Source organism: Lentibacillus jeotgali (assembly GCF_000224785.1).
GTDB lineage: Bacteria > Bacillota > Bacilli > Bacillales > Amphibacillaceae > Lentibacillus > Lentibacillus jeotgali.
In genome coordinates this window covers 22,719-42,013 of the sequence record NZ_AGAV01000019.1, presented here as the reverse complement: position 1 = coordinate 42,013, position 19,295 = coordinate 22,719, and the positions used below count along the sequence as shown (strand labels likewise).

Sequence of the window (19,295 nt, the reverse complement as noted above, 5' to 3'; positions counted from 1 at the left end):
AAGGAACTTGCTTAGCCGATCGCTGCTTGAATTAATCAAATCCAGCCGTCAGCGCTTTTTTCCCTATACAATAAGTCTATAAATACTTCCAATGACTTTGTCCGAAACGGTGTTTGGGTTATGATTGAAAATTGCCTTGAAAACGGAAGACCATTCACCTTTATAATTTTTAGATCCCCGTTCTTCAGTTCCTTCTGAATGGCCCATTGGGATAACAGACTGATGCCCAGCCCGGCTTCTACGACTTCCTTAATGGATTGCGTGCTGCCAAAATTGATTTTCTTTGATGGCACAATGCCGATTTGCTTAAACATTTTTTCAGTTGCTTCACGGGTGCCCGAACCCGGTTCACGGACAACCCATGTTTCCTGCTCCAGCTCACTTATAGCCACATAACCTTCACGCTGGGCCATTTCAAGTGCCGGTGAAGCAACGACAACCATATAGTCCTCTGCAAAATCTTCAATTAGCAAGTGCTTATCTTTAAAATTACCTTCTACAATGCCGATATCAAGCTGATGGCTTGTAACTAAACTGGCAATTTTGGCTGTATTACCGATCGTCAAATCCGGCTGAAGTTCAGGGTAAGCTTTTTGTAGAGTCGCCAGTATGCGCGGCAATACATATTCACCAAACGTGTAACTGGCCCCAATCGAAAGTGGCCCTTTTGCCTGATTCATTAAGTCATCGATCAGATTTTGCGTTTTATCGTAGAGCCCCAGAATTTCCTTGGCGTGATGATAGACAATTTCCCCGGCTTTATTTAAGCGAACGTATTTGTTTGTTCTTTCCAGCAACTTGGTACCGAATTTTTCCTCAAGCGTGCGAATGTACTGGCTGACGGAAGGCTGTGTCATATGAAGCTCTTCAGCTGCACGAGAAAAGTTTTTTCTTTCGACTGTAACAACGAACACTTTCAGATATTGATCCATTTTTCTATCACCCCGACTATCGTCATTTACTCTATGATCATATTATCACGATTTTTTATCATCATCATTATAATAATTTATTTCTCTTATCATAGAACCTCCTTTATTCTGGAGATAGGAGGTGCTGCTGTTATGACTTTAGAAAATGCAACCACTCAGACGGAGCTGCCGACTCAAGAGCCTGAGGAACCAAAACCCTCTAATCAAAAAAAATACTGGATTGGCGGTGTTGCTTTTACATTTTTTATCGCACTCTTGGGCTATCTGCTTGCTCTTGTCCCTGGCTTTGCATATGTCGGCCAGCTCGCCTGTGCTATTATAATTGCGATTGCTTACCGGCAAATTTTCGGCTATCCGGAAGCTATAAGGGCCGGCGTGACATTTTCAGCCAAAAAACTGCTCCGATTAGCCATTATTCTATATGGACTCAGATTAAATATTAATACTGTGCTCAGTGACGGGCTGGGATTGCTTCTGCGGGATGCAGCAGTGATATTATTTGCGATTCTTTTAATGGTTTGGCTTGCGAAAGTGTTTAAAGCGGACACATCAATTTCGTTGTTGTTGGGTGTGGGAACCGGCGTGTGCGGAGCAGCTGCCATCGCTGCCGTTGCACCAATCGTCAAGGCAAAGGATGAAGATACAGCAATCGGTGTTGGCATCATCGCTTTAATGGGGACGATTTTTTCGATTGTTTATATATTATTACGCCCAATCCTCCCCCTTTCGGCTATCGATTATGGTATATGGTCAGGAATAAGTCTGCATGAACTCGCGCATGTTGCACTCGCAGCTGACCCTGCAGGAGGAGACGCACTGGCGATGGCCCTGCTGGCAAAACTAGGGCGTGTATTTTTACTCATTCCATTATGCTTTATCTTCATCTACATTATGAAAGTTAAAAACAAAGGAACAGATCAGTCAAAAACCAAAGTCGCTTTCCCATGGTTCTTGCTCGGATTTATTGTGCTTAGTATCTTTGGTACGTATGTACTTGGAAATTATATCCCAGTATCTGAAGGAACAATGAACGGTGTCTATTCACTGACAACATGGCTGTTGACAGCTGCAATGGTTGGCCTTGGTCTCAGCGTAAGTTTCAATGATTTGCGCACGAAAGCAGTAAGGCCATTGATTGCAATGATCATAACATCTGTTCTTTTATCTGTTTTTGCATTTATTATTGTTTGAAGGAATACCTGTTCAATAGAAAGTAACAAAACACTGTAAAATTCATTTCCCTTATATAATCTTAAATCTTCTGCTATACAAAAACACGCCCATGACTATAATCAATCCTTTTTTCATGATATAATATAGCAGAAGATTGCTTTTCTCCAGATAAATAAATTACCCTAAACAGATAAAGGTAATTTTATCATGATAAAGGAGTGGAAATGATGAACCAGAAACACTTGGAACAAATGGGAAACGGAAAAGGTTTTATCGCTGCACTTGACCAGAGCGGCGGCAGTACACCTAAAGCACTGGCACTGTATGGTGTTACAGAAGATCAATATTCCAACGAAGACGAAATGTTTGATCTGGTGCACGATATGCGCACGCGTATCATCACGGCGCCTGCTTTCGACAATAGTCACATAATCGGTGCCATCCTGTTTGAACAAACAATGGATCGTGAAATCGAGGGCATGTACACAGGCGATTATTTGGCTGAAAAGAAAGGCGTTGTGCCATTCCTGAAAGTGGATAAAGGACTTGCTGAAGAATCGAACGGCGTACAACTGATGAAGCCGATTGATGACCTCGACGATAAGCTCAAACGTGCGAATGAACGCCACATTTTTGGAACTAAAATGCGTTCCGTTATCAAAGAAGCCAACCCTGAAGGCATCAAGGAAGTTGTCGATCAGCAATTCGAAATCGGCAAGAAGATCATTGATGCAGGGCTCGTGCCGATTATTGAGCCGGAAGTCGACATCAATAGTTCTGAAAAAGAAAAATGCGAGGAACTGTTAAAGGCAGAAATTCAAAGCCACCTCGATAAATTGGGACAAGACGAACATGTCATGCTGAAGCTGACCATCCCGACCGTTCCAAACATCTACAAAGAACTGATTGAGCATCCTCAAGTCGTCCGTGTTGTGGCACTTTCAGGCGGTTACGCAACAGAGGAAGCGAACGAGAAACTGAAAGAAAATAACGAACTGATCGCCAGCTTCTCCCGGGCATTGACTCAGGATTTGAACGTTAATCAGTCAGATGAAGAGTTCAATAACGAGCTGAAGAAAGCCGTTGAAGGTATTTATCAGGCTTCTATTACGTGAGTCAAATAGTTAAATTCGAGTAGCAGGGGTGACTACTCCCCCCAACCTCTCAAGCCACCGCGTTACGGTTTCGTATGCGGTGGTTTCATTTAAGTCCAACGAATTCGTCTAATTTCGACTAAATCGACTCTTCATTCTCTGGTTGCTAGATGAATCAGTTAAGAACAGAACTACTGTCATCTAAGTTCCCTATTCTTTGGGCAAAGATTACCTCCCTAGTTCCTTTAGCTTCCGTATTACCCTAGACTCTCCTGTCTTTGGATAACCACTACTATTACTTAATAACTCGGCACTTGAACCCTATAGAATGTGTGCATGCCTGGCACACTAAAAAGAGTACAGTGTTTGCAACACTGCACTCTTAAATGGATGTTATACCCATCTTGTTGTCATAACTTTTTTACGTGTATAAAATTCAACACTGTCCTTTCCGTTTGCATGCAAATCACCATAGAAGGAATCCTTCCATCCCGAGAAAGGGAAAAATGCCATTGGCGCTGGTACACCAATATTAATCCCCAGCATGCCCGCGTCGATGTTTTCCCGAAATTGTCTTACACTACCGCCATCACGTGTAAATAAGCAAGATCCATTCGCAAACGGTGATTGGTTGGTAACATCGATAGCTTCGTCAAGATCCTTGACACGAACAATCGACAGCACCGGTGCAAAGATTTCTTCCTGCCAAATTTTCATTTCTGTCGTTACGTTATCAAAAATGGTCGGCCCTACGAAATAGCCTTTCTCTTGTGCGTTTCCATCTTCACGGCCATCACGGATTAACTTAGCACCCTCGTTTTCACCAGTTTCAATATAACCCAGGGTACGTTCTTTATGCTGTTCACGTATGACCGGTCCCAAAAAGACGTCTTCATCAAGTCCATTTCCAATATTAATCTCATTTGCTTTTTTGATGAGCTGATCAATAAATTCATCCGCTACAGATTCTTCCACTGCCACTACTGATGCCGCCATGCAGCGTTCACCCGCCGAGCCGAAAGCCGCATTCAAAATTTGAGTAGAAGCATTATCCATATTGGCGTCGTTCAAAACAATTGTATGGTTTTTGGCACCGGACAGTGCCTGAACTCGTTTCAGATTGTCTGTCCCGCGTTTATAGACATGCTCAGCTACGGGCTGCGATCCAACAAATGAAATCGCGGCAACTTTATCGTGGTCCAGAAGGCCATTCACAACATCATGGGCGCCATGTACAATGTTAAAGACACCTTCAGGAAGGCCTGCCTCTTCCAAAAGTTCTGCCAAACGATTTGCTAGCAACGGAGTACGCTCAGATGGCTTCATAATAAACGTATTACCTGTCGCGATTGCCATTGGAAACATCCAACAAGGTACCATCATTGGAAAATTGAACGGGGTAATACCACCGACAACACCGATAGGATAACGATATACACCAGATTCAAGTCCCGATGCGATGGAAGATAGTTGATCGCCCATCATTAAATTCGGCGCACCGGCAGCGAATTCAACATTTTCAATCCCGCGCTGTACTTCCCCTTTGGCTTCCTTTAAGTTTTTACCGTTTTCAATCGTAATAAGTTCAGCCAATTCATCCCAGTGGTCAACCAACAGCTGTTGGTATTTGAATAAAATGCGTGCACGCTTCGGTACAGCGAGTTCTTTCCAGTCCTGAAATGCCTCATGTGCCACCTCTACAGCATGGTCCACATCTTCATTGGATGAAATCGGAACTTCAGCAATAACCTCGCCTGTCGCCGGATTAATGACCGATTCCGTCTTATCGCTTTTTGCTTCAATCCATTTGCCGCCTATATAGTTTTTTAATTGCTCTGATTTTGTTTGTGGTTGTGTCATTTTTGAAACCTCCTTAACTATATTAATGAGTTGTCAATTCCATATCATTTAATAATAAACTTGGATCCTTATATGGGATCTTATGTGCTTCTGCAACTGCCTTATAGGTTATAAATCCTTGCATTGTATTGATTCCCTTTTTGATTGACTCATTTTCTAAACTTGATTTAACATATCCTTTATTAGCAATTTCTAATGCATATGGCAGTGTTACGTTTGTTAAACCTGAAGATGCTGTTCTTGGTACCGCACCTGGCATATTGGCTACAGCATAATGAACGACTCCATGTTTTGTAAAAGTAGAATCGTCATGAGTCGTTACTTTATCACTAGTTTCAAATATCCCCCCTTGATCAATAGCCACGTCAACAATAACCGAATTCTCTTGCATTTTCTTAACGGTTTCTTCCCGTACAAGTTTTGGTGCTTTTGTACCAGGAATTAATACTGCACCAATAACAAGGTCAGATTGTGCCACAGATTCCGCTATATTAAGAGGATTTGACATAAGTGTGTTTACTTGATCCCCAAACAAATTTTCTAATTCTCGCAATCTATTAGGGTCGAGATCAAGAACAGTCACATTAGCACCTAAGCCAACTGCAATTCGAGCAGCATTTTCTCCTACAACACCTCCTCCAATAATCGTTACCCTACCTGGCATCACTCCTGGAATACCACTTAACAGAACCCCTTTGCCACCCTTGGGTTTCTCCAATAATTGGGCGCCAATTTGAGCTGCTATTCGACCAGCCACTTGACTCATTGGTGCAAGTAACGGTAGCGATCCATCTTTTTCTTGAATTGTTTCATATGCAATACTAATAACCTTTGAATCTGTTAATTTCTTAGCCAGATCTGGTTCTGCAGCTAAATGTAGATATGTGAGTAAAATAAGACCTTCATAAAAATAAGGATATTCCTGTGGAAGTGGTTCTTTAACTTTTATGACCATCCCCTGAGACCAGACTTCCTCAGGACCTTGTTCAAGGATGGCACCCATTTGTTTATATTCCTCATCTGAAAAGCCTGATCCAACCCCTGCCTGGCTTTCAATAACTACTTCATGTCCAGCTTTGACTAAAGCATCGACTCCTGAGGGTGAAACCGCCACCCGATTCTCATTATTTTTTATTTCTCGTGGTATTCCTATCTTCATTCCAAGCCCTCCATAATCCAGAAATATTCCAATAGAAATAAGGTTTATGAACCATTCTCCTTAAATACCTTTTTGATAATGGATACAATGAAATCTAAGTCTTCATCTGTACTGGAAAGAGGCGGACAAAGTGCCAGTATATTATTATATCCAGCTACGGTATCGCCGTTTTTTCCAATAATCAAACCATTTGCTTTACAATCTGCTATAATTTTTCCTACACGTTGTTCGGTTGCCGGTTCCTTCGTTGTTTTATCCTCTACCATTTCTATTCCCATGACAAACCCTTGATTACGGATATCCCCAACATATGGATGACTTTCCAGTTCCTTTAGTCCATCTCTTAGTTTTTCACCTAAAACAGCAGCCCTATTGGTTAAATTCTCCCGTTCCATTATTTCAATATTTTTTAAAGCAACAGCACATGCCGCTGGGTTACCGCCAAATGTATTTACATGGCGAAAGTGACTATTTTCTTCGGTATTATTGAAGGATTCGTATATATCCTTACGAACAGCCGTAACAGATAAGGGCAAATAAGCACTCGTTAACCCCTTTGCCATCGTAATTATATCTGGCTTTATATCGTAGTGCATGTGCCCAAACGTTCTTCCTGTTCTGCCAAATCCGCAAATCACTTCATCGATAATTAATAATACACCATGACGATTACAAATTTCCTGGACTTTCTCTACATATACTGGATGCGGTATCAATACACCCCCTCCAGTGATGACTGGTTCCATAATCACAGCAGCAATGGTCTCTTTCTGTTCCCATACAATTTTTTCCTCAATCTCATGAGCTCTTTGCAAATTATATTCTTCAATCGATTGGCCTTCAGGTCTCCGATAATTATCTGGAGGAGCAACATGTAAAAAACCGGAAGTGAGAGGTTCGTATTTATATTTACGAATTGATTGACCCGTAGCAGCTAATGCACCTAGGGAACCGCCATGATAAGCCCGATAACGTGATATAAATTTATATCGTAATGACTCGCCATTTTGCTGGTGATATTGTCTGGCTACCTTAAAAGCCACTTCATTAGCATCCGAACCACTATTGGAGTAAAAAATCATATACTCATCATTCAGCATTTCATTCAATTTTTCAGCGAGTTTTATGGCCGGTAAATGACTTTGTGACATTGATGTATAAGACATCTCTTTCAATTGGTCATATGCTGCTTGTGCAAGTTCTTCACGCCCATAACCAACATTCACACACCATAACCCAGACATACCATCAAGATACTTGTTCCCATTATGGTCTGTAATCCAGGAACCTTTTGCCTTTGTTGTAATCATTGGTTCTCTCTTAGAGTCATATTTGGACATATGATGCCAGATATTTCGCTGGTCCTTTTCCACCAGTGCCTGTGATGTTTCCTTTGAGGTTTTCATTTAAAAACTCCTTTCCGGAATAATTTATAGACGGCTGATAGTGACAGAACATTTTACAAACTGTCCAGGAGTCTATTCCATATACTGAATTCTCCCAATCACTCCCAAATTAAGATTTAATCAATTGACAGCGATTACAATTAATTTCATAATCATACTATAACTATTATTCCTAAAATTTTCATTTTACAATGTGTCAAATTAATCCCGTTTTGTTTTAACGGTCTGGAGGGCGGAATAATGAGCAGCTTTAACTTGACAATCAATGATGCGCTGAACAGTGATCTGTTTAAAAGTGCGCACGTTTTAGCAGGCGAAAAAGGATTAAGCAAAAACATAAAATGGACGCATATTATTGAAACAGACGATTTTGATGCCTTACTCAACGGAGGCGAACTGGTTCTCACAACAGGGACGCGACTCGACCTCGAGTCTTCATTTAATACTTATGAAAGGTTAATTAACAAAAATGTTGCTGGCATCTGTATTGAAATTGGGCCTCATTTTAGCATTCTCCCAACTAAAATTAAGCAGTTTGCAGATGAGCATAATTTTCCCATCATTGTGTTTGAAGAAGTTGTTAAATTTGTTGAGATCACACAACAATTACATACACATATTATTAACCAGCATCATAAAATGCTGTATGAAATTAGTGAGTTGACCCAAGCGTTCACAGAACTATCCCTCTCACCAAATGGGATACTAAAAATCCTGCAAAAATTACATGATCAATTTCAATCGTACGCATTGTTTATTACTGATGAAGCCAAAGCGTATTATTATCCTCCTGAAGGGAAGGCTTTTAATAAATTACTCGCTTCATATGTGCAAAATCATTGTACCGAAAAACTTTTTGAAAAAATAATTACCATTGACGATAAAAAGTTTGCGCTGACCCCTGTCAATGTTGTCGGCCAGATTTGGGGGTATTTATGTCTTCACGTAACTGAAGAATCTCCAAACGAGTTTTTATTTACTGTACTGGACAGAGCAGCCATATCAATAGCACAAATTTTATTAAGAAACAGGACCATTGAAGAACGAAAATTAAATGTAGAAGATGATTTGGTGCAAAATCTATTGCTTGGAAAACCATATAATCCTGATGAACTCAAAATGATAATGCCGTCATCGAAGAAACATTTACACTTCAGAGTATTTATTTGTCAGGCGGATACCGCATCTTCAGCCATTAATCATGATGAATGGGATGAAATAAAAGTGCATCGATCGATGACTATCCGATCATTATTTGAACGTTATGGTTTTTATCCAGCAGTTTCTGTAAAGAAAACTGAAATAGCCGTTATTAGTTTTTTTGATACCGACAAACATGACAAATTCGCTGCAAATCAATTCACTGAATTAATTTCGGAATGCCCGCAGATGCTGAACATTCAATCCCACAACACCGGAATCAGCGGCAGCCATCGGGATATCTCCAAGTTCATGCGTGCCTATAAGGAGGCCAATGAGGTGCTTCATCTGAGCAAATATCACGATTCAGACATTGCTCTTTACGAAAACATCGGAATATACCGGCTTCTTTTCCAACTGCAGGACAACCAATTATTCGAATCATATATTGACGATTATATTGGTCCATTGTTTAATCATGATAAGGAAATGAACGCAGAACTGCTGACGACACTTGAAACGTATTTGAAATTTAACGAATCAAAGAAAGAAACAGCAGAACGTTTATTCATTGTACGTCAGACGCTTTATCATCGCCTTGAAAAAATAGAAGAACTCCTGGGGAAAGATTACCTGGAACCAACCAACCGTTTGGCGATTGAAACAGCTATCAAGGCCTATCATTTATTAAAGGATTCCAAATCCAGGGACCTTACCCTTTTCTAAGGGAGTAGAATAACCAAACTCCACGTCTCAAAGTCAGCACGGAGTTTGGTTAAATTTATACGTTTTAAATCTATAAGGGATGATACTGACCAGTTACACCATCCACAATAAAATCCTGTCCATTCCCCTTTGTATTGTAAACAACCCAATAAGGCCTGTAGAACAATTGCCGTTTTTCGACCTGTACATGAGAAAAAGAAAACATCCTCATTTTTAATGATAACGATTGGAATATAAAACTTTCGGAAATAGGCAAACAATCTTCAAGCTCCTGATATTGGTGTAACCGCTGCTTTTCCGATATTTCGACTACTTCAAAATTCGGGTTATAATCCACTAGTGAGCCACTTCCACTTATAGCGTCCACCGCACAACCAACTTTCTCGTTCATCGGTAAAAAAAGTCTCTTAGCTTTTACATTATAGACGAAAAAGTAATAAGGATAATAGATAATTCTATCTGCCAGATACTTTACACCAGGCTGTAATTTCATGAGACTTGTTTCTATTTGTTTCTTTCCAAATTTAATTGATTGTGTTAAGACCTTTTCTCCCATGTCATTACCCCTCTAAATTCAGTCTAACTTCTGGCTGTCCAACTGTACGTCTATGTGCTTTATCAAGCGACGTTTTCTGTTGACTTTCCCTTGATTCCGATGGTCTTTCTACTAAGTCCTTCTGGGCTTCTTGTGTTTCAAGGAAACGGGAAATATTCTGCGCTTCAGGTGCTAAATCATCAAAAATCCCTTTTTCCAATTTTTTTGGGATTCTTTTATTCTGTTTCGCTAAGTCAAATGCATTTAAAATTGGGTCTGAAGGCGGTGTTCCAAATTTATTTCCAATCAGCATAGCAATCAAAGAAACCAGCACGCCGGCCAGGAACGGGTGTATCCCTGTCGCGTTTTGGAAGGTGAACATTTCCCACACAATGTTAGTTACTGAGCCACCAACCATGGCACACAACACACCGATTTTATTCGCATTTTTTGAATAAACTGAAGCAATGTAAGGAACCATAAAAGTGTTCCCCAATACACCAAATGCAAATATGACAAGTGCAAAGACGGTTGGCGGCTCGTATACAGCCACAACGATGCCAACAATGCCCCCAACTAAAATACACAATCTGGATACCAATAACTGTTGTTTATGGCTAGCATTTTTATTAATAAACCGGCTGTAAACATCACGTGAAAGTGTCGTCCCTGCTTGCATCAGCAAAGCATCACATGTAGACATAATGGCCGCCATAATAGCTGAAAGCAGAATCGCTGCTAATATACCCGGAAATACCATATAAACCATCTCCGGGATAACCATTTCCGGATCGGAAACAGTTGGCATAATTATAATAGCAGACAACCCTAATATATAAGGCGTGAATGTAAATAATTGATTGAATCCAGCTGACCAAAGAACGGCATTTTTTGTGGTGTCGCCGCCTTCCATCGACATATGTTTAACGGAAACGTGCGGGAGGCCCATATACCCGATAGCATAAATAAGCACCGCACCCAAGATGACACCCCATTGGCCATAATAGATTAAATCCTTGCCCCAAATGCTGAGATATGTAGGATCAATCTCGGCAAGCTGTGCATTCAATCCTGATAATCCGCCTACTTGAGGCAATACCATTACCCCGATAACACTTACACCAATCAACATGATAATCCCTTGCACAAAGCCACTGAAAGCAACGGCCAGAAATCCTCCGAGCACAGTATAAACAACTATAACGCCTATACCTATAACCAGAGCCAATTCATAAGAAAAACCTGACATCGCTTCCAATGCCTTTCCAGCAGCAATAAACTGTGCAAATGCATATGCAAACAGAAATATGATCGCTACAACTGCTCCATATACACGGACTGCTGTACTTTCAAACCTCTTTTCCAAATATTCCACTGGTGACAGAGCACCTAACAGCTGCGACATTCTTCTCATTCTTTTTCCCAATACCGACAAGTTCACAATCGATCCGCCAGCATCACCTATTGCATACCACAGTGCATGCCAGCCCTCTTGGAATGCTTGGGCCGGACCGCCCATAAACATGAAACCGCTCATAGAAGAACTTTGCATACTGATGGCTGTAACCGGCGCACCGATCTTTCGATTGCCCAGTAAATAGTGGTCCGCTGATGCTGACGCTTTTCTGGTAAAATATAATCCTATTCCCAGCATTGCTAGCAGATAAATGAAAAACACGATAATGTCTAAGTTCATTGACGATTTCTTCCTTTCCAGTGATTGGTTGTGTTATTCTTCTGTATCTCCAATTCTTTCATCCCGCCGCATTTTGAAATACATGACGAGAGCCAAGGTTACCCAAATAACTGGCCAAGGCAGCATTAATAGTGCGGTCTCCCAAGGTAAATTAAACATCGTTTCACCCCCTTGATCTAAAATTAAAAACAATCAAAGACTCTAAATTGTCAATTAGTTATATATTTCTTATTAAGCGCTTTCAGAGTGCTTTTCAACTATTTTGCTACTAGTTATTTTTATTGTGTTAAAGATTTGATGATACTAGACATAATGTTAATTTCTTATGGAGATTGTTAGACAGTGTGTAAGGAATGTGTACGGCAGACTGCTTACGTAAGACACATTTCATTTAAGAGCTGATCCAAAAGCAACTAAAAATATGTGAATAATAGTTTGTTAAAGCTCTTCTAGAAAAAAAGCATTGACTCCAAAAGAAGCCTTTCAGCTGTGCTTTGGGTCAGTGCTTAGTATATATCTCCAGCTATTTTTTCTTATAAACAAATTCTCCATCGACCATTGTCCATTCCACTTGTGCTTCAAACAGGTCATTTGTATCTCCATTAATTAAAGAACGATCAAAAAGTACCATATCAGCTAACTTTCCAGATTCAATACTTCCTTTTAATTGTTCTTCGAATGATGCATATGCACCGTTGATGGTATACATGCGGATAGCTTCAAGCAAAGATATTCTTTGATTTTTGCCTACCGGCTGTCCTGATTGTGATTTCCTTTTAATCGCTGTGTGTATTCCGCGCATTGGTGAGAAATCCGTTATTGGCGTATCTGATGCAATGGCCGCTGGAATATCTTTATCCAAATACTCTTTTAAAGGATACATATGTGCTGTACGTTCTCCATAATTTTCAATATAACCATCACCAAATTCATAATGAAATGCAGGGTTTGGGATAGGAACAACCTTTTGTTCTTTCATTCGTTCAATTAAATCAGGGGTCGCTATCCCCGCATGCTCTATGCGATGACGCACATCAGGTCTTGGATACAATTGATTTGCTTTTTCAATTGTATTAAGTAACATATCAATTGCTGCATCGCCTTGTGCATGAGCCGTAATTTGCCAACCTTTTTGATGGGCAGGTATAAGTAATTCATCAACTTCATCTTGCTCAAAATAGTGAACGCCAAAATTATTGGAATCACTTGTATAAGGTTCCCTTGTCCATATAGTCGGACCGCTGCTGCTGCCATCAAGAAATAATTTAACCGGGCCAATCTTGAATTTATTATCCCCTAACCCAGTAAATATACCTGATCCAACCATGTGCCTTACAATTTTCTCCGAGCCATTTAATGCACCAATCATTGCATAAACCCGTTGGTGAATAATGCCTCTATTACTATGATCCTGAAGCGCATGCAGATTTTCAAAACCATATCCTGTAGCCTCATGAATAGACGTAATACCCTTTTCTATAAACTTCTGAGAGGAAATTCTATGGGCTTGTTCCATTTCTTCCTCTGTAAAAGAGGCGACAGAGAACATGTTCATATGTGCATTTTCAATTAATAGACCAGTAAGTTCACCATTTTCCCCGCGTTCATACTCCCCTCCATCCGGATCCGGTGTGTCTTTGTCTACATTAGCCAGTTCATATGCAAAACTATTTACCACTGACATATGATTGCAAGTCCTACCAATAAATATGGGATGTTCGGAAGAGATATTATCAAGTTCTTCCTTGGTTGGAAAACGTTTATCCTGCATTTGTTGTTCATTAAATCCCGATGCTCTGACCCACTCACCCTTTGGCGTATTTTCTGCTCTTTCTCTTAATTTTTGTAACAAATCATCGATAGACGTTATATTATCATCTTTACATGATACAGAGAGCTGATTTGTTCCGAACATCGTGATATGAAGATGAGGATCAATAAAACCAGGCATTAAGGTACATCCATTCAAATCAAAAACTTCACTGTCCGCATCCTTCAGTTGTAAAATATCCTCTGTTCTGCCCGTCTTAATAATTTTATTATCTAATACAGCAACCGCTTCTTTAATTTCATTGTTATTATTCACAGATATAACTTCGCCATTGATGAACAGTAATTTCCTTCCCAACATTATCCCTCCATATCTTACCTATCAGGCATTTTATATTAATTTCATCCTTCCTCCATTGGAAGATATCTTTATATATCATACAAAAACGTTATTTTGAGTATTTCACAAGGCTTTCTCATCGTTCACTTCCTGTGTTTCTTCTTCATTATTTTTAAACATTTCAAGTGCTTTATCAAATCTTTCAACTACTTTCTCATTTCTTGGGGCAGTTGCTAAACTGACCGCTATAAACAGTATGGTATTAAGTGCAAGTCCCCACATTGCAGGATCAAGACCCAATGGGCTGTTCAGACCAGGAATGAAAGTTAAGATCACCATTATACCAACGCCACCAATTAATCCGGAGATTGCTCCACTGGCATTGGACCTTTTCCAGAAAAGAGCTCCTAATGTTGGTACAATGAGCTGTGCTGTCCCACCAAAAGCGACTAAACCTATCGCAACAAGAACTCCTGGAACAAATAGTGCCATGAAGTAAGCAACGATAGAGAAAATGAGGATGGCGTACCTCGAAACTTTTGTCAACCTTTTATCTGAAGCTTTAGGGTTTTTATATCTCTGATAAAAATCCTTTGTAATAACGGTTGAAACTGCATGAATTTGACTATTGGATGTAGACATTGCCGCCGCTGCTCCTCCAGCTAAAATCAATGCTCCCAAAGCCAATGGCATAAATTCCGTAACCATAATAGGTAAAACTTGGTCCGCATTTTCAATTCCAGGCATTTCCAGAACACCTGTCCAGCTTATTAAAACAGAGCCTAAATAAGTAACAGCTACGAGCGCTATTAAAAATGGCATTAAATTAAATAGTTGGCCATCCTTGACTGCGTACATACGCAACCAAAGTTGAGGTCCCATAAGAGCACCAAGTGCAGTAACAATACATAAAGAAATCCACGATGAAAATCCAGCTGCTCCATCTGGGCCAGGCAGGGTGAGGAACTCCGGATGCATACGCTGCATTTCACTAAACATAGAAATCGGGCCTCCAACTAAGTTAGATATATAGATGCCGCTTAAAAGTAAACCAAAGAACAAAATAGCACCATATATTATATCGGTCCAGGCTATCGCTCTAATACCTCCAACCCAAACATATACAATTATAACTGCGTAAAATAGAAATGCTGCCAACCAAAAAGGAATAACGCCTCCTGAAGTAACTTCTATCAGATAGGCACCCCCAGTTAATTGAATTTGTAAATAAGGGATTGTGAAAATAGTGACAACTGCTCCGACAATAATTCGAACTTTTTCACTATCGTAAAAGTCACCCATAAAATCAGAAGGCGTAACATAATCAAATTTCTTCCCCAGATACCATACTCTTTTTCCAACTATGTAATACAGATACCCAAAAAGAACGTTCCATGCAAAGGCTGTTAAATATACTGGACCTTCCGTATAAAAAGAGGCATTCGAACCTAAAAAAGCAAATGAACTCCACCATGTAGCTGCAACAGTAAAAAAAGCAGCAACAGAACCCATATTTCTGCCTTGGATAAAAAAGTCACTGCTCGAATTATTTGATCTGGCAGCTGCTATAAAGCCCACTACCAATGGAATAAATAAAAATAGAAAAATAATAAATACTCCGGCTGACATAAGTGTACCTCCCATTAAAAGATTAAACTATCGAATAGATTTTTTCTTTCCCCATTTTTTTATATAAGCGATCAGGAAAATAATTGTACAAAATAGCCACCAAAATAGTACCCAAAAAATTAAAAAAGGCAGTCCAAAAATCATTGGTTCAATATTGTTGGCTAGTAATACAATTGGTGTCTCTAACATAATCAAGCCAAAGATAACTGCTGCATGGAAAAAAACTGTACTTCTTTTATTTTTCATAGATTATCTCCTTTCGAAAAATTCATTATTAATATGTAATGGAACTAATAACTCGTCTGAAAATTTGTAAGCTAAAAATCCATTATTAAGCGCTTTCAAATTTGCTTTCTCTATTAGCTAATTATGAACATTTTGATCCACCTTATCATTAGACACATTGTTCAGAATATCATCTTATTATTAAACAACATGTTAATATCAATTGATTTGGCCGTAACTACAGTATTTCCTTCGTTGCTTGCCAACACTTCTTTTGCTGCTTTACAGGCAGCAAACAAGGAAATGGTAGATTTACGCTGGTACTATTATATTGAAATAGCGACAAAAGAAGCGACCGTGCAATTGCCTTGGAGATTGCTATTAAGGCATATTATATTTAGGAAGGTAGAATAAAGGAGTAGACACTTGGGTTCCGGTATGGTACCTGTACTAAAGGAGGACAGAATTCCCCTTAGTTTGGAGATAGTGCATAGTTATCTTTTACAAATGGTTGAAAGAAATTTAAGTGATCGATTTCTTTCAACCATTTGACATCTAGTCACAATGTAAAACTTTACTTTGTGGCTAGGCCCAAAACTGTTTGCAGCATAACATTAACCCCGTTTTCACAGTCTTCCCATGGTGTCAGTTCATCTTCCGCATGGCTTTTACCATTTACACTCGGTACAAATATCATGGCAGTTGGATTATAGGTTGAAATAAACTGTGCATCATGTCCAGCACCACTTACCATACGCTTATAGGAATATCCGATATTTTTAGCCGATTGTTCCAGTGAATTGACGATATGCTCATCAAACCATACTGTATTCCGGTCCCATTGTTTAGTTGTTTTCACGTTACATTTTTCCTTACCCGAAGATTCCGGGAGCCCTTGAATAATTTCCTCTACTTGCCTGATAGTGTTGGCATCTTGATGTCTTGCCTCCAAGGTAAACACAACTTTATTGGGTATGACGGTATGAATGTTTGGACTTACATTCATTCTGCCTATCGTATATACCAATTTATCATCCAATTTATTCATTTTCTCACGTATTTCAGTGATCAAGTTATTGGCAGCAAACAATGCATCTTGTCGTATTGGCATTGGCGTTGTACCTGCATGGTCGGAATCACCGTTTACCTCGATCTCATAGTTGACCATGCCAACGACGCCTTCAACGACACCAATCTGCAGTGATTCACTTTCTAATACAGGCCCCTGTTCAATGTGTAACTCTAAAAAAGCAGCTGCATCTTTTAAGCGATTCTCTTCTTTTCCTTCAAAACCACTGTTTTTAAGCGCTTCTCCAAATGTAACACCTTCCGAATCCGTTGACCGCAGCATGGCCGTTTTATCAAAATGTCCGGAAAGCACACCGGAAGACATCATTGCGGGTTCAAATCGTGCACCTTCTTCATTGGTAATATTAGCAACAACGATCGGTACTTGTGGCTTGATCCCATTTTCAACAATCGTTCGGACTACTTCCAGTCCCGTCAGTACACCGAGCACACCGTCAAAACGTCCTCCCTTTTTTACAGAATCCAAATGCGACCCGACAACTAATGGAGGCTGATCATTATTCGTTCCTGACAATGTTGCGTACATATTGGCCATATCATCCCACACGACCATCATCCCCAGCTTTTCACACTCGGATTGGAAATGCTTTCTGACTTTTAGGTCCATTTCAGATAATGCTAAACGGTTAACGCCATTGTTTTCGGTTCTGCCAAAATCGGCGAACTCTTCAACGGTATTTTTTAACCGCTCACCATTGATAAGTACCTTTTGTTTTTCCATTATTATTGCCTCCTATCCAATCTTTCTCTAATGGTTACTCTACCATTTGTTTTTGCTGCTTGATGTACAATGTTGTAAAATACTTGCGGCTATCCGGGTTGGTTAAGAGTATTGTTTTTTTATCAGACGTTGTTTTATTCTGAAATTCAACCACATCTCCATCAAGTGTCCCTCTTGAACCTGTCATGGTATATCCATTTTGCACCAATTCATCAATTTGAAGTTTTTCCGATAAAAAATCGTCATAGTTTGACAATGATATATTCCTCCTTCCGTTACCCTATCACTTCATCCTGATTATTTTCACTATCTTCATCAATCACCCAATCGCGTCCTACAGTAATTCCCAGATATCTCTCGTCATTTGGATCTTCTATTTCCGCCTGTGGAAATCTTTTGAAGTACCAATACTTAGCCAGCACATAGTAAATGGCTCCCGCTATAACAAAACCTACGATAAACGAATAATCCATGAGAAGAATGGCTACAATTCCGCCAATCACCCAGGCAATAAAACCAGCAATATTTACACCGCCGTGAAACTTAAACTGTCCCCCATGCTGGTACAGTTCCTGTACATTCACCCTTCGCTTCCGCAACACATAATAATCGACAACGAGAATCCCGCTTATTGCTGACAACACGGCCCCGAAAAATAACAGCGCCTGAGTCAATATTTCATAGACACTCCAAGGCTGAATAATCGTCCCAACAATGCCTACAACAAATACCGCAATTGCATTGGATGCTTTAGGTCCTAGCGTGTTTGAAAAAATAGCTGCAGCTGGTACAATATTTGCCGCAGTATTAGTAGACCACTGAGTCAGTACGATCATTAGGAGCAGTATAGCCAACATCCATCCGGAAGCTGTCTCCTGCAAGGCAATAACCGGGTTGGAGCTACCTGCTACCATAAAGGCTGCAGCACCAATCATAATCATAAATGTTTCCGTCAATGGCATAGCGATCAGGCTGCCAATCAAATTCGTTCTGTTACGTTTAAACCAATTTCTTTCATATTTGGGTGCTTTAAAAAAGCGTGATATTGTCGGGATATCGCAACCTAATGTTGCCCAAAAGCCCATATTGGCAAAAATCACAACCATAAACGCTGTAACTGCCGCGCCACCCGTAACCGGACTCGCTGCCCAAGCCCAGACATCGCCCCCTTGTTCAACGATATCTGTCGTCAAGGTATGATAGATGACTAAAGATAGAATAATAATGATTGGAGCGGCAAAGTCCGCAAATCGTTCTACCCATTTAATACCAGAAGCGGTATTGATTAGCTGTACAAGGGCAAACACGATATAACATAATAGCCAGTTATCAAACCCCGAGTTGATCGTATGGATGATTGAATTGATCGCAGTAGAACCAAAATACGTATTTATCCCAAACCAAAATGAAGCTGTTACTGCTCGTGCTACCGAGGGTATATGTGTACCAACTATGCCAAACGGAGCCCTCATATAGACTGGAAATGATAATCCATGCTCAACCCCGATATCTCCAACCAGGGAAATAAATATACCAACAGCAACACAACCTATCAAGGTTGCCAGTACTACCCAGGGTAAGGAAATACTCTGTACTCCAGAAGCTCCAATATCAAAGGTTGCTAAAAGTATGGCCATCCCAACCCACATTGCAAAAAATCCCATGATTCCTATCTTCCGCTGATTATAACCAATTGGAAGTAAATCTGGTGACTTTAGATACGAGTTGTTTTTATTGGGCTTTCCCATCGTTCGTCCCCTTTTAGTTTATTAAGGATTATGAAGCTGTTTGATTCTCAAT

General features: G+C 40.0%; 16 protein-coding genes. 3 read left to right on the top strand and 13 right to left on the bottom strand.

Annotated features, from left to right (window positions below):
- Positions 1 to 35: 35 nt before the first annotated feature.
- Positions 36 to 932 carry a LysR family transcriptional regulator gene (locus ON01_RS15690; protein WP_010531951.1) on the bottom strand — a complete coding sequence of 299 codons (897 nt, stop codon included), beginning with the start codon at positions 930 to 932 and terminating at the stop codon, positions 36 to 38.
- A 132-nt stretch (positions 933 to 1,064) separates the two neighbouring features.
- Here ON01_RS15690 and ON01_RS15685 point away from each other — a divergent pair, with 132 nt between their 5' ends.
- Both ON01_RS15685 and ON01_RS15680 read left to right on the top strand, forming a co-directional pair.
- Positions 1,065 to 2,123 carry a YeiH family protein gene (locus tag ON01_RS15685; RefSeq protein ID WP_010531950.1) on the top strand — a complete coding sequence of 353 codons (1,059 nt, stop codon included), beginning with the start codon at positions 1,065 to 1,067 and terminating at the stop codon, positions 2,121 to 2,123.
- A gap of 209 nt (positions 2,124 to 2,332) precedes the next feature.
- Positions 2,333 to 3,220, top strand: a complete 888-nt coding sequence (locus ON01_RS15680) for a fructose bisphosphate aldolase (RefSeq protein ID WP_010531949.1) — start codon at positions 2,333 to 2,335, stop codon at positions 3,218 to 3,220.
- A 372-nt stretch (positions 3,221 to 3,592) separates the two neighbouring features.
- On the opposite strand, the gene ON01_RS15675 is transcribed toward ON01_RS15680, so the two are convergent.
- Genes ON01_RS15675 through ON01_RS15665 form a run of 3 tightly spaced genes read right to left on the bottom strand, consistent with a single transcriptional unit; the run spans position 3,593 to position 7,624 of the window.
- Positions 3,593 to 5,059 (bottom strand): CoA-acylating methylmalonate-semialdehyde dehydrogenase, encoded by a 1,467-nt coding sequence (locus ON01_RS15675; protein WP_010531948.1) that lies wholly within the window; start codon positions 5,057 to 5,059, stop codon positions 3,593 to 3,595.
- A gap of 22 nt (positions 5,060 to 5,081) precedes the next feature.
- Positions 5,082 to 6,218 (bottom strand): alanine dehydrogenase, encoded by a 1,137-nt coding sequence (gene ald, locus ON01_RS15670; RefSeq protein ID WP_010531947.1) that lies wholly within the window; start codon positions 6,216 to 6,218, stop codon positions 5,082 to 5,084.
- Between the two features lie 44 nt (positions 6,219 to 6,262).
- Positions 6,263 to 7,624, bottom strand: a complete 1,362-nt coding sequence (locus tag ON01_RS15665; protein ID WP_010531946.1) for an aspartate aminotransferase family protein — start codon at positions 7,622 to 7,624, stop codon at positions 6,263 to 6,265.
- Between the two features lie 240 nt (positions 7,625 to 7,864).
- Here ON01_RS15665 and ON01_RS15660 point away from each other — a divergent pair, with 240 nt between their 5' ends.
- Positions 7,865 to 9,490, top strand: coding sequence for a PucR family transcriptional regulator (locus ON01_RS15660; protein ID WP_010531945.1), 1,626 nt, complete (start codon positions 7,865 to 7,867; stop codon positions 9,488 to 9,490).
- Between the two features lie 70 nt (positions 9,491 to 9,560).
- Here the strand turns inward: ON01_RS15660 and ON01_RS15655 are convergent, their stop codons facing one another.
- From ON01_RS15655 to ON01_RS15620, 9 genes are all read right to left on the bottom strand, one after another.
- Positions 9,561 to 10,046: a hypothetical protein gene (locus tag ON01_RS15655; RefSeq protein ID WP_010531944.1), complete on the bottom strand. Its 486-nt coding sequence runs from the start codon at positions 10,044 to 10,046 to the stop codon at positions 9,561 to 9,563.
- Positions 10,047 to 10,050: 4 nt separating this feature from the next.
- Positions 10,051 to 11,721 carry a sodium/proline symporter gene (locus ON01_RS15650; RefSeq protein ID WP_010531943.1) on the bottom strand — a complete coding sequence of 557 codons (1,671 nt, stop codon included), beginning with the start codon at positions 11,719 to 11,721 and terminating at the stop codon, positions 10,051 to 10,053.
- 33 nt (positions 11,722 to 11,754) lie between these two features.
- A complete protein-coding gene (locus ON01_RS20115; protein WP_280990994.1) occupies positions 11,755 to 11,880 on the bottom strand; it encodes a hypothetical protein in 126 nt (41 codons plus the stop codon).
- A gap of 364 nt (positions 11,881 to 12,244) precedes the next feature.
- Positions 12,245 to 13,849, bottom strand: a complete 1,605-nt coding sequence (locus tag ON01_RS15645; protein ID WP_010531942.1) for an amidohydrolase — start codon at positions 13,847 to 13,849, stop codon at positions 12,245 to 12,247.
- Positions 13,850 to 13,954: 105 nt separating this feature from the next.
- Complete coding sequence (locus ON01_RS15640; protein WP_010531941.1) at positions 13,955 to 15,460, bottom strand: sodium:solute symporter family protein; 1,506 nt, start codon at positions 15,458 to 15,460, stop codon at positions 13,955 to 13,957.
- 27 nt (positions 15,461 to 15,487) lie between these two features.
- Positions 15,488 to 15,706 (bottom strand): hypothetical protein, encoded by a 219-nt coding sequence (locus ON01_RS15635; RefSeq protein ID WP_010531940.1) that lies wholly within the window; start codon positions 15,704 to 15,706, stop codon positions 15,488 to 15,490.
- A 553-nt stretch (positions 15,707 to 16,259) separates the two neighbouring features.
- Positions 16,260 to 17,495 (bottom strand): Zn-dependent hydrolase, encoded by a 1,236-nt coding sequence (locus tag ON01_RS15630; RefSeq protein ID WP_010531939.1) that lies wholly within the window; start codon positions 17,493 to 17,495, stop codon positions 16,260 to 16,262.
- Positions 17,496 to 17,529: 34 nt separating this feature from the next.
- On the bottom strand, positions 17,530 to 17,751 hold the full coding sequence (locus tag ON01_RS15625) for a hypothetical protein (protein ID WP_010531938.1): 222 nt from the start codon (positions 17,749 to 17,751) through the stop codon (positions 17,530 to 17,532).
- A 19-nt stretch (positions 17,752 to 17,770) separates the two neighbouring features.
- A complete protein-coding gene (locus ON01_RS15620) occupies positions 17,771 to 19,243 on the bottom strand; it encodes an NCS1 family transporter (protein WP_010531937.1) in 1,473 nt (490 codons plus the stop codon).
- Positions 19,244 to 19,295: the final 52 nt, after the last annotated feature.